This is a genomic window from Streptomyces albidus (ex Kaewkla and Franco 2022), from assembly GCF_013870515.1.
Classification (GTDB): Bacteria; Actinomycetota; Actinomycetes; order Streptomycetales; family Streptomycetaceae; genus Streptomyces; species Streptomyces albidus.
Genome location: NZ_JACBXA010000041.1, coordinates 22,254 through 32,794 on the forward strand (window position 1 = coordinate 22,254; position 10,541 = coordinate 32,794).

Annotated in this window: 13 protein-coding genes and 1 pseudogene; 6 read left to right on the forward strand and 8 right to left on the reverse strand. The window is 68.0% G+C overall.

The annotated features are described in order from the left end of the window. Window positions 1-191: 191 nt before the first annotated feature. Window positions 192-410 (forward strand): hypothetical protein, encoded by a 219-nt coding sequence (locus tag H5J26_RS09890; protein ID WP_181765384.1) that lies wholly within the window; start codon window positions 192-194, stop codon window positions 408-410. Here H5J26_RS09890 and H5J26_RS32415 read toward each other — a convergent pair. From H5J26_RS32415 to mca, 5 genes and pseudogenes are all read right to left on the reverse strand, one after another. Continuing rightward, window positions 356-468: pseudogene (locus H5J26_RS32415) on the reverse strand (peptide-methionine (S)-S-oxide reductase); the annotation flags it as partial. The gene H5J26_RS09890 and the pseudogene H5J26_RS32415 sit on opposite strands and share 55 nt — an antisense overlap. A 164-nt stretch (window positions 469-632) precedes the next feature. Further along, complete coding sequence (locus tag H5J26_RS09895) at window positions 633-2,156, reverse strand: alanine/glycine:cation symporter family protein (protein ID WP_181765385.1); 1,524 nt, start codon at window positions 2,154-2,156, stop codon at window positions 633-635. 297 nt (window positions 2,157-2,453) lie between these two features. Continuing rightward, window positions 2,454-3,146: a peptide-methionine (S)-S-oxide reductase MsrA gene (msrA, locus tag H5J26_RS09900; protein ID WP_181765386.1), complete on the reverse strand. Its 693-nt coding sequence runs from the start codon at window positions 3,144-3,146 to the stop codon at window positions 2,454-2,456. 36 nt (window positions 3,147-3,182) lie between these two features. Beyond that, window positions 3,183-3,485 carry a hypothetical protein gene (locus H5J26_RS09905; RefSeq protein WP_181765387.1) on the reverse strand — a complete coding sequence of 101 codons (303 nt, stop codon included), beginning with the start codon at window positions 3,483-3,485 and terminating at the stop codon, window positions 3,183-3,185. A gap of 4 nt (window positions 3,486-3,489) precedes the next feature. Continuing rightward, window positions 3,490-4,359 carry a mycothiol conjugate amidase Mca gene (mca, locus tag H5J26_RS09910; protein WP_181765388.1) on the reverse strand — a complete coding sequence of 290 codons (870 nt, stop codon included), beginning with the start codon at window positions 4,357-4,359 and terminating at the stop codon, window positions 3,490-3,492. 111 nt (window positions 4,360-4,470) lie between these two features. On the opposite strand from mca, the gene H5J26_RS09915 reads away from it, so the two are divergent. Together H5J26_RS09915 and greA are read left to right on the forward strand one after the other, a co-directional pair. Further along, entirely contained in the window at window positions 4,471-4,932 is a 462-nt protein-coding gene (locus tag H5J26_RS09915) for a DUF4307 domain-containing protein (protein WP_181765389.1), read from the forward strand. 132 nt (window positions 4,933-5,064) lie between these two features. Next, complete coding sequence (greA, locus tag H5J26_RS09920) at window positions 5,065-5,562, forward strand: transcription elongation factor GreA (RefSeq protein ID WP_181765390.1); 498 nt, start codon at window positions 5,065-5,067, stop codon at window positions 5,560-5,562. An 86-nt stretch (window positions 5,563-5,648) separates the two neighbouring features. On the opposite strand, the gene H5J26_RS09925 is transcribed toward greA, so the two are convergent. The 3 genes from H5J26_RS09925 to ilvA form a co-directional block, all read right to left on the reverse strand. After that, window positions 5,649-6,425 carry an ABC transporter permease gene (locus tag H5J26_RS09925; RefSeq protein WP_181765399.1) on the reverse strand — a complete coding sequence of 259 codons (777 nt, stop codon included), beginning with the start codon at window positions 6,423-6,425 and terminating at the stop codon, window positions 5,649-5,651. Window positions 6,426-6,511: 86 nt separating this feature from the next. Further along, window positions 6,512-7,564: an ATP-binding cassette domain-containing protein gene (locus tag H5J26_RS09930; protein ID WP_181765391.1), complete on the reverse strand. Its 1,053-nt coding sequence runs from the start codon at window positions 7,562-7,564 to the stop codon at window positions 6,512-6,514. Window positions 7,565-7,752: 188 nt separating this feature from the next. After that, the gene (ilvA, locus tag H5J26_RS09935) at window positions 7,753-8,985 is read right to left on the reverse strand and encodes a threonine ammonia-lyase (RefSeq protein ID WP_181765392.1); all 1,233 of its coding nucleotides are present in this window, start codon (window positions 8,983-8,985) and stop codon (window positions 7,753-7,755) included. A gap of 163 nt (window positions 8,986-9,148) precedes the next feature. Here ilvA and H5J26_RS09940 point away from each other — a divergent pair, with 163 nt between their 5' ends. The 3 genes from H5J26_RS09940 to H5J26_RS09950 all read left to right on the forward strand — a co-directional run. Then, window positions 9,149-9,682, forward strand: coding sequence for a MarR family winged helix-turn-helix transcriptional regulator (locus tag H5J26_RS09940; RefSeq protein ID WP_181765393.1), 534 nt, complete (start codon window positions 9,149-9,151; stop codon window positions 9,680-9,682). Between the two features lie 55 nt (window positions 9,683-9,737). Further along, window positions 9,738-10,331: a sigma factor-like helix-turn-helix DNA-binding protein gene (locus H5J26_RS09945; RefSeq protein ID WP_181765394.1), complete on the forward strand. Its 594-nt coding sequence runs from the start codon at window positions 9,738-9,740 to the stop codon at window positions 10,329-10,331. Next, the coding region (locus tag H5J26_RS09950; protein ID WP_181765395.1) for a hypothetical protein at window positions 10,328-10,541 on the forward strand (214 nt) is incomplete at its 3' end. The genes H5J26_RS09945 and H5J26_RS09950, both read left to right, overlap by 4 nt.

The window sequence follows — 10,541 nt, forward strand, 5'->3', positions numbered from 1 at the left end:
TCGGAGTAATGCTTGTAATTGGACCGGTTAACCACGGCAGGACTTCGAAAGGAGTGCTTGCCGGGCACCGGTCAGGTTCCCGGTGAATTCCGAGAAACGTGTGAAAGCGTTGATCGGGGCTTCCCGGGGACCCCACAACAGCAGGACTCCTTGAGACCCGGGTCGAAACGGCCCGGGTCTCAAGGAGTCCTTTGCTGCTGTTTCTGCCGATCCAGGACGGCCTGACGGCGGGACGCTCCGCACGCCGACGGGCGGCGCGCATGGATACGCGGTCCGCCCTGTTCGCGGCGATGGCGCTGCGAGGGCGGCCGGAGCTGGTCACCACGAGTGGGGACCAGCTCCGGCCCGGCCCGCATCAGCCCGCGGCCGGTGCGACCCCCACCGGGCAGGAGACGCCCGTGCCGCAGTAGCCCGCGGGGTTCCCGTGCCCAGGTTCAGATGGTGACGAGCTTCAGCCGGTGGAACGGGCAGGCGTCGCCGGGGCCGGGCGGAGCCCTCCCCGGTCCCGCTTCGGCCTCGGCCCCGCTGTGCGTGGGCGTCGAGCCGCGCGGGAGTGTGCGATCGGTCTGCACAGGGCCCCGGCAGCACGCAGTCCTACCTCGTGAGCGGCGCGGTCACCGTCCACACGTACGTCAGCTCTTCACCGACAGATCGGCGTCGGCGTCCGCTCCTTGTGTGCCACTGCGCGGCGCCCCACGTACGTGAGCCACGAAGGAGTTGAGCTCCCGCTTGACTACGGGGGCGAGCAGGTAGAGGCCGATGATGTTGAAGACGGCCAGCATGAAGAGCACTGCGTCCGCCATGCTGATGAGGGTTTCGAGGGAGAGCAGCGAGCCGGCGACGGCGAACACGCTGTAGATCACCTTGAAGAGCATCTCGCTGGCCCGGCTGCGGCCGAAGAGATAGCACCAGGCCTTGAGGCCGTAGTAGCCCCAGGTCAGCACCGTGGAGAACGCGAACAGCAGGACTGCGACGGTAAGAAGGTGCGGGAACCACGGCAGCACGGTGCCGAAGGCGTCCGAGGTGACGGAGACGCCCTCGACTTCCTTGCCCACCTTCCAGCTGGCGGGCTTGGCGATGACGATGGTGAGTGCCGTCATCGTGCAGATGACGACCGTGTCGATGAACGGTTCCAGGAGCGCGACCAGGCCCTCGCTGGCGGGGTGCTTCGTCTTCACCGCGGAATGTGCGATGGGCGCGGACCCCAGCCCTGCCTCGTTCGAGAAAGCGGCGCGCTGGAAACCGACGATAAGAGCGCCGATGACGCCACCCGCGACACCCTCCGGATTGAACGCGCCGTCGATGATCGTGCCGATAGCACCGGGCACCGCACCGGCGTTCCATCCGATGACCGCCAAGCAGGCCAGGACGTACATGATCGCCATGGCCGGTACGAGGCGACTCGTAACTGAGGCGATGGAGCGTATGCCACCGATCAACACGATGCCCACCAGAGCGGCAACCAGCACTCCGAAGAAGAGGGCGCCGCCCGAGGAACCGAGAGGACCGTCGTCGCCGCCTGTGGTGGCGGCGAGCTGGGTGTAACTCTGGTTGATCTGGAACAGGTTGCCGCCGAAGAGGCCGAAGAAGAGGATCATGATCGAGGCGAGACCGGCGAGGATGGAGCCGAAGATTTTGCCGGGATTTCCGAAGCGGTCAGCAAGCCCTTTCGGGAGGTAGTGCATGGGGCCGCCCGAGACGGTGCCGTCCTCGTGCTCCTCGCGGTACTTCACACCGAGGGTGACCTCGACGAACTTCGTGGCCATGCCGAGCAGGCCACACAAGATCATCCAGAAAGTCGCGCCCGCGCCGCCGATGCTCACAGCGACGCCTACACCGGCTATGTTGCCGAGTCCGACCGTGCCGGAGACCGCGGCGGTCAGTGCCTGGAAGTGGTTGACCTCGCCGGGGGAACCCGACTCGTCGTGCTTCCCGCGTACGACGTCGATCGCGAGCTTGAACTTGCGGAACTGGACGACGCCGAACCATGTGGTGAAGACCAGGCCGGCGACCACGAGCCAGGCAACGATGAGAGGCAGCTCCGTGCCGCCGACGGGAACAGCATAGAAAACGACTTCGGTCAGCCAGGTGGCGACGGGGTCGAAGAGGGAATTTACGGCTTTGTCGATGCTGTTCGTCACAGATTCGAGTGACATGGGTGTCCTAACAGGAGCGGAACTGTCCGAAGTGCGCCTGGACGAGCAGGCTGCCTCGCCGCGCGTAAAGCAGCGACGTTCAACGGGCTCTCCAGAAGAGAACTCTGGAAGAGCGGGTGAAAGTCGAGCTGTCAGTTCCTATCACGCATGTCAGATGCTGGACATTGCGGAGGTCACATATCTGAGGATGGCCGCGATGGGCAGCCTTGCCACCACCCTCAGTAGCTGTACGAGGGGAGAACGACTTCCGTCATGTCAGTTGGTACAGATCAGCCAAGAGGCCCGGAGTCGTCGGCCTCAGCTCTCCGTCTTGGTCACCCCCACCGGGCAGGAGACGCCCGTGCCGCCGATGCCGCAGTAGCCCGCGGGGTTCTTGTCCAGGTACTGCTGGTGGTAGCCCTCGGCCGGGTAGAAGGGGCGGTCCTCCGCCGGAAGGATCTCCGTCGTGATGGCGGCATGTCCGGCCGAGGTGAGGACCTTCTGGTACGCGTCCCGTGAGGCCTCCGCCTCAGACTGCTGCGCGGTGCCCTGCGGCCTCCCCGACAACGTGTGGGGGTGGGTGTAGATCGCCGAACGGTACTGCGTACCCCTGTCGTTGCCCTGGCGGAAGCCCTGTGTGGGGTCGTGGGACTCCCAGAAGAGCTTGAGCAGCGTGCCGTACGAGATCTTCGACGGGTCGAAGACCACACGTACCGCCTCGGTGTGCCCGGTCATGCCCGAACAGACCTCTTCGTACGAAGGGTTCGGGGTCTGACCGCCCTGGTATCCGACGAGGGTCGTCCAGACGCCGTCGGCACGCCAGAAGATCCGCTCCGCTCCCCAGAAGCAGCCCATGCCGAAGTCGGCGACTTCGAGGCCCTCCGGGTAGGGACCGAGCAGCGGATTGCCGAGGACCGTGTGGCGCTCCGGCACCGAGAACTCCCGCTCGGGGCGGCCCGGAAGGGCCTCCTCCGCGGTCGGGAGGTGATTCTTGTGGCTGCCGAACAACATGGCGGAACTCCCGTCCTACGTACGCGTGTGTCCTTCTCAGTCGCCGGAGCCGGGGCGTTCTCCGTCCTTGGACGCCGACGAGGTGGCCGAGGCCTTCGAGGAGGAGGTGGCCGTGGCGGCGCCGGTCTGCGCGCTGCCGCCCGAATCCGGCTCACTCTCCTCGAAGTCGACCTTGTTCATGTGCCGGTGCATCGACTTCATCAGCATCCACACCGCGATGCCCATCGCGGCGAAGACGATGAAGCCGAGGACGCCCGGAGTCACCTTGTTCTCGTCCAGGTCCTTCGCGAAGGGGAGGAGCTGGACCACGGTGGTCTGCGTCGGACTGGTCAGGGTCATGTCTTCAATTGTCGCGGATGCCCGCGAAGAGGTCGTCCTCGGGTAGCGAGGTGTCCACCAGCGACTTCGCCAGCTCGTACTCCTCCGTCGGCCAGACCTCCCGCTGGAACTCCAGCGGGACCCGGAACCAGCCCCCGTCGGGATCGATCTGTGTGGCGTGCGCGATCAACGCCTTGTCGCGGATCTCGAAGAAGTCCCCGCAGGGCACGTAGGTGGTGAGGGTGCGCTCGCGGCCCATCGACTTCCACCGCTCGAGCCACTCGCCGTACGGGGAGTCCAGCCCGCGCTCGACGAGCGCGTCGTGCAGAGCCTGCGTGCGCGGACGGTTGAAGCCCTGGTTGTAGTAGATCTTCTGCGGCTGCCAGGCGGGACCTGCCTCCGGGTACTTCCCCGGGTCGCCCGCCGCCTCGAAGGCGGCCATCGAGATCTTGTGGGTCATGATGTGGTCCGGGTGCGGATAGCCGCCGTTCTCGTCGTACGTGGTGACCACGTGCGGCTTGAACTCGCGGATCAGGCGCACCAGGGCGCCCGCTGCGAAGTCGACGTCCTGCACCGCGAAACAGCCCTCCGGCAGCGGAGGCAGGGGATCGCCCTCGGGGAGCCCGGAGTCGACGAAGCCGAGCCACGCCTGCTTCACGCCGAGGATCTCCCGGGCTTCGTCCATCTCCTTCTTGCGCACCTCGTGGATGTGTTCCTCGATGTACGGGTCGCCCTGGAGCTTGGGGTTGAGGATGGAGCCGCGTTCGCCTCCGGTGCAGGTGGCGACCAGTACGTCCACCCCCTCGGACACGTACTTGGCCATCGTGGCGGCACCCTTGCTCGACTCGTCGTCGGGGTGCGCGTGCACGGCCATCAGTCGCAGCTGGTCAGTCAAGACTTGATCCTCGTCAACTCGTCACGGCGGGCGCCTCCTATAGTGACCGAATCGGCACCCCGATGTATTCCCGATTCCCACCACCCCTGACGTGACTGAAATGGACCGGCCATGGTTGACGTGCGAGCGGAAGCCGGCGGAGAGCGCGCCCCGGGTTCCACAGGCCTGCCGCAGGACCGGTACGGGCGTTCCGGCAGCGGCGAGCGCGACGCCCGGACCGACCGCAGGCTGAAGATCGTCGGTGCGGTGCTGGGCGTGCTGGGGCTGGCCGGGATCGGCTGGCTCGGCGCCTCCTACATCTCCGGCCAGGAGGTGAGCGGCGAGATGATCAAGTTCAAGGTCGTCTCCGACCGCGCCGTCGAGGTGCACCTGGAGGTCCGTAAGGACGCGGGCGCCGAGGGCGTGTGCACGCTGCGTGCCCTTGCTGCCGACGGCGGTGAGGTGGGGCGCAAGGACGTCCCGGTCGGAGGTGCCCGTGAGCAGGTGGACACGGTGGTCTCCGTACGCACGACGGCGCGCGCGACGAGCAGCGAGCTCGTCGGGTGCGAATCGCAGGGGACCGAAGGTCACTGAGCTCGCACGCAGCGTTCGTCCACCTTCCCTTTTCGGCCGGAATTGTTAGGCTCGTAGTTTCCGCCCGGCCCTGAAGGTGCAGCCTGAGGGTCAGGGCGATGTTTTGTTTCCCAGTACCGACGAGGAGCACCTGTGACCCAGACCAGCGACAACGTCACCTGGCTCACCCAGGAGGCGTACGACCAGCTCAAGGCGGAGCTGGACTACCTGTCGGGTCCTGCACGTACCGAGATCTCCAAGAAGATCGAGGCGGCTCGCGAGGAAGGTGACCTCCGCGAGAACGGCGGGTACCACGCAGCCAAGGAGGAGCAGGGCAAGCAGGAGCTGCGCGTGCGCCAGCTCCAGCAGCTGCTGGAGAACGCGAAGGTCGGCGAGGCTCCTGCGGACACCGGTGTGGTGGCCCCCGGCATGGTCGTGACGATCGCCTTCGACGGCGACGAGGACGACACGGTGAGCTTCCTGCTCGCGTCGCGTGAGTACGCGAGCTCGGAGATCGAGACGTACTCCCCGCAGTCTCCGCTGGGCAGCGGCGTGAACGGCAAGAAGGTCGGTGCGGAAGCGCAGTACGAGCTTCCCAACGGCAAGCTGGCGTCGGTCAAGATCCTGGAGGCCAAGCCTTATCAGGGCTGAGGCGCCGGACCATGAAACGGACGGAGACAAAGCAGTGGGCCCCGACTGACGGTCGGGGCCCACTGCTTTGAGATGTCGCCGTTGCCTCAGGAGTTCGCCGACTTGTACTTGCGCACCGCCAGCGTGCGGAAGAGCGCGATGATCAGGATCGACCAGATCAGCGAGGCCCAGCCCGGGTGCTGCATCGGCCACGCGTCCGGAATCGGATACCTCGGCGGGAGGTTGCCGAACAGCTCACGGCAGGCCTGCACCGTGGCGCTGAAGGGATTCCACTCGGCGATGTGCCGCAGCACCGACGGCATGTTCTGGGACGGCACGAAGGCGTTCGAGATGAACGTCAGCGGGAACAGCCAGATCAGGCCACCGGAGGTGGCCGCCTCGGGGCTGCGGACGGTCAGGCCGATCAGGGCGCCGATCCAGGTGAAGGCGTACCCCAGGAGGAGCAGCAGCCCGAACCCGGCCAGCACCTTCAGCCCGTTCTCGTGCGTGCGCCAGCCGACGAGCGCCGCGACGAGCGCCAGCACTATCAGCGTCAGGCCGGTCTGCACGAGGTCGGCGAGCGTACGGCCGGTGAGCACCGCGCCGCGGGCCATCGGCAGGGAACGGAAGCGGTCGATCAGACCCTTGTGCATGTCCTCCGCGATGCCTGCGCCCGCGCCCGCGGTGGCGAAGGTGACCGTCTGGGCGAAGATGCCGGCCATCAGGAACTCGCGGTAAAGGGCCGGGTCCAGGCCGGCGCCGGGGAGGTTGATGGAGCCGCCGAAGACGTAGCTGAAGAGCACCACGAACATGATGGGCTGGAAGAGCCCGAAGATGACGACCTCGGGGATGCGCAGCATCCGGATGAGGTTGCGCTTCGCCATGGTGAGCGAGTCCTTGACGGACTGGCGCAGAGCGCCGCCGGCCGGGGCGGCGGGACGGGGAGCCGTCGGTGCCGAGGTACTGGCAGTCACTTGACGGCCTCCTTCTTCTGCTTCCGGGACTTCCGCTGCTTCTTGCCGCTCGCCTCGGCCTCGGCGTCCGGTGCGGCGACGCCGTTCTCTTCCTCTTCGGCCGCGTGGCCGGTGAGGGTGATGAAGACGTCGTCGAGGGTGGGGCGGCGGAGGCCGATGTCGTCGATCTCGATGCCGCGAGAGTCCAGCTCGCGGATGACCTCGGCGAGCAGCTTCGCGCCGCCGGCGACCGGGACCGTGAGCCTGCGGGTGTGCTGTTCGACCGTGACGCCGCTCTGTGCGGAGCCCTGGACGCTGTGCTTGCCGAGGATCGCCTCGGCCGCGCCGATCTCCTCGCGCTCGTGTACGACGACCTCGATCCGCTCGCCGCCCGTCTGGGCCTTGAGCTGGTCGGACGTGCCCCGGGCGATGACCTTGCCGTGGTCGACCACGGCGATGTCGTGGGCGAGGCGGTCGGCTTCTTCCAGATACTGCGTGGTGAGAAGGAGCGTGGTGCCGCCTGCGACCAACTCTTCTATGACCTCCCACAGTTGAAGCCGGTTGCGGGGGTCGAGGCCGGTGGTCGGCTCGTCCATGAACATCACGGGCGGGCTGACGACCAGGGCGGCCGCGAGGTCGAGACGCCGGCGCATGCCGCCGGAGTAGGTCTTCGCGGTGCGGTCCGCGGCGTCGGCGAGGTTGAAGCGGTCGAGCAGCTGGGCGGCTCGCGCCTTCGCGTCGCGCGAGGAGAGCTGGTAGAGCTGGCCGACCATCTGCAGGTTCTCCCTGCCGGTCAGGTATTCGTCGATGGCGGCGAACTGGCCGGACAGGCCGATGGAGCGCCGCACTTCGTTGGGCTGCTTGAGCACGTCGAGCCCGGCTACGACCGCCTTGCCGCTGTCGGGCTGGATGAGGGTCGTGAGGACGCGTACGGCGGTGGTCTTCCCGGCGCCGTTCGGCCCGAGCAGACCCAGGACGGTGCCCTCGGGGACATCGAGGTCGACGCCGTCCAGTGCCCTTACCTCGCCGAAGGTCTTGACCAGACCCTCCGCGTAAATGGCGCCTGGCATAGGTGGGCTCCCAGGGTGTGGAGAAGTGGGTTGTGAATGGTACGCACACCGGATATGTCCGGCATATAGCGGCGACTGTTGTTCCGCGCATGCGCAGGACAGCAGTATGTGTGGACGCGATACATCGCGTCAATGGAATTCGCGACAGTCGCGAGTGCGGACGGGATCTCCCGTCGGACGTGCGGAGGTCAGCGGGTCAGGACCACCGTGTATCCGGCGGACCGCAGAAGGTCCGCGACGTCCTTGCAGTGCTCCGGGCCCTTCGTCTCCAAGTGCAGCTCCACCTCCACCTCGTCGAGCCCGAGCCGCGGATCGGTCCGTACGTGACTCACGTCCAGGACGTTAGCGTCGGCCACTGACAACTCCCTCAGCAGCGCCGCCAGGGCCCCGGGCCGGTCCGTCAGCCGCAGCCTCAGGGACAGATACCGGCCGGCCGCTGCCATGCCGTGCCGCAGCGTCCGCTGCATCACCAGTGGATCGACGTTGCCCCCCGACAGCACGGCCACCACGGGGCCTTCGAAGGACTCCGGACGGGACAGCAGCGCCGCCACCGGACTCGCCCCCGCCGGCTCCACGACCAGCTTGGCCCGCTCCAGGCAGAGCAGCAGCGCGCTGGAGAGCGCGTCTTCGGACACCGTACGTACCTCGTCGACGAGGTCGCCAACGATTTTGAACGGCACGTCCCCGGGCCGTCCCACCTTGATCCCGTCGGCCATCGTCGAGACCGAGTCCAGCGACATCGGCTTGCCCGCCGCGAGGGACGGGGGATAGGCCGCCGCGCCCTCCGCCTGCACGCCGACCAGCCGTACGTCGGGCCGCAGCTGCTTGACCGCCACCGCGATGCCCGCGAGCAGCCCGCCGCCGCCCACGCCCACCACGATCGTGCGCACCTCCGGGCACTGCTCCAGGATCTCCAGTCCGAGAGTGCCCTGTCCGGCCACCACGTCGGGGTGGTCGAAGGGGTGGATGAGGACGGCTCCGGTCTCGTCCGCGTACTGCTGGGCCGCCCGGAGCGTCTCGTCGACGACCTGGCCCTCCAGGCGCACCTCCGCCCCGTAGTCACGGGTCGCGGCGACCTTCGGCAGAGGTGCGCCCTCCGGCATGAAGACCGTGGAGGTCACGCCCAGCAGGGACGCCGCCAGCGCCACCCCCTGCGCGTGGTTGCCGGCGCTCGCGGCGACCACGCCGCGAGCCCGCTCCTCGGTGCTCAGCCCGGCGATGCGCACGTATGCGCCGCGGAGTTTGAACGAGCCGGTGCGCTGGAGGTTCTCGCACTTGAGGTGCACGGGGGAGCCGACGAGCGAGCTGAGGTGCCGGCTGCCTTCCAGTGACGTCGTACGGGCGACGCCGGAGAGCGTCTTCTGCGCGGCGCGGATGTCGTCGACGGACAGCGCAGGCACATCGGCTGGAGGGGAGACCATGGCGCCAGTCTCGCAGCTTCCCCGCGAAACGGCGGTGCAGGATACCGCCCCGGGCTGGTTCGCGCAGCGAAGGTACCGGTCGCGTCGTGGCAACGTACGCTGGTAAGTACAACGAAGTTTTTACGTGTCCTTGGAACTTCCCAAAGAAGCGAGCACCTCGGCCATGCCCACGCAACCGGACATGATGACAGAGAACAGCCCCAATCAGGCGTCTGCCGGGAGTGACCACGGCAGTCCAGTTCTTGACGCGATGCAGCACCAGGTCGCCGTCTTCGCGCGGCGTGCGGAACAGACCCGGCTCGGCGGTGTCGGCCAGGCCCGCAACTCCATGGACCGCGCCGCGTACCTGTTGCTCAACAGGCTCGACCAGATCGGCCCCATGGGCGTGAAGGCGCTCGCCTCCGGCATGGGGATCGACTCCTCGACCGTCACCCGGCAGGTCGCGCCGCTGGTCGACGCGGGTCTCGTCACCCGCACCACGCACCCCGAGGACGGCCGCGCCGTCGTCCTCAAGCTGTCCCAGCTCGGCTCGGCACGCCTCGAGCAGGTGCGCTCCTCGCGCCGCGAACTGATGGCTCTGCTCACCGAGGAGTGGAGCGAGGAGGAGCGGAACACCTTCTGCTCACTGCTGACCCGCTTCAACACGGCGATGCACGGCATCCACCCTTCAACGGCAACGGACTCGCGCGCCTCTTGATTTGATCAGCGAGCCTGCCGTCCTATGGCCATAAAGCGGGCGGGAGGCGCAGACCGTGGGAGAACGGCGGAACCGGGAAGAACACCGCCGGGCCCGGGAGTTCGAAGCGTTCGTCGCGGGCGCGGCAGGCAGGCTGCTGCATGCCGCCACCCTTCTGACGGGCGAGGTCTTCGGGGCGGCTCCTGCCGCGCAGCAGCTCCTCGTGGACGCCCTCGCCCGTACGTACGCGGACTGGGACCGGCTGCGCGGCGAGGATCCGTACGAGCACACGCGTCACGATCTCGCCTGCCACTTCGCGCACGCCGCCTGGCGCTACCGCCGCCCTCGCGGCGGGCTCCTGGACGCCCTGTCGCCGCAGGAGCGGCTGATGCTGATGCTGCGGATGTACGAGGGCGTGGCCGAGGAGCAGGTCGCGGCGGCTCTCGGCCTGCCGGTGGAGCGCGTGCGGGAGCTGTGCACGCGGGGCATGGCGTCGGTCCTGAGCCGCGCCTCGAACCCTGCGAACCCCTCAGGCGCCCCGGGCGGCGACGGAGCCGGCGGACAGGGAGGGGCCGTGCACGCGGCCGAGCACGGTCTCTCGCGCCTCGTCACGGGTATCCGGCATCTGGGCAGGGCCGGGGCCGGCCGGGACAAGGAGGGGGTCGCATGAAGCTCCCCGACCGCAAGGAGACCGAGGTCCGCGGTCTGCTGGAGGGCGGACCGCCCGTGGCGGTGCCTCACGACCTCGCCGAGCGGGCCGTCATGCGCGGACTGCGCATGACGCAGCGCCGCCGCACCGTGCAGCTGGTGCTGTGGGCGTTCTTCGTGGCCAGCGTCGCCTTCGCCGTGTGGGCCGTGCTGGCCGAGCCCTGGGTGGGCG

Coding starts and splice junctions, on each gene's coding strand:
- H5J26_RS09895 (WP_181765385.1), bottom strand. CDS start 2,156: ATGTCACTCGAATCTGTGACGAACAGCATCGACAAAGCCGTAAATTCC.
- msrA (WP_181765386.1), bottom strand. CDS start 3,146: ATGTTGTTCGGCAGCCACAAGAATCACCTCCCGACCGCGGAGGAGGCC.
- H5J26_RS09905 (WP_181765387.1), bottom strand. CDS start 3,485: ATGACCCTGACCAGTCCGACGCAGACCACCGTGGTCCAGCTCCTCCCC.
- H5J26_RS09915 (WP_181765389.1), top strand. CDS start 4,471: ATGGTTGACGTGCGAGCGGAAGCCGGCGGAGAGCGCGCCCCGGGTTCC.
- H5J26_RS09925 (WP_181765399.1), bottom strand. CDS start 6,425: ATGGCGAAGCGCAACCTCATCCGGATGCTGCGCATCCCCGAGGTCGTC.
- H5J26_RS09930 (WP_181765391.1), bottom strand. CDS start 7,564: ATGCCAGGCGCCATTTACGCGGAGGGTCTGGTCAAGACCTTCGGCGAG.
- ilvA (WP_181765392.1), bottom strand. CDS start 8,985: ATGGTCTCCCCTCCAGCCGATGTGCCTGCGCTGTCCGTCGACGACATC.
- H5J26_RS09940 (WP_181765393.1), top strand. CDS start 9,149: ATGCCCACGCAACCGGACATGATGACAGAGAACAGCCCCAATCAGGCG.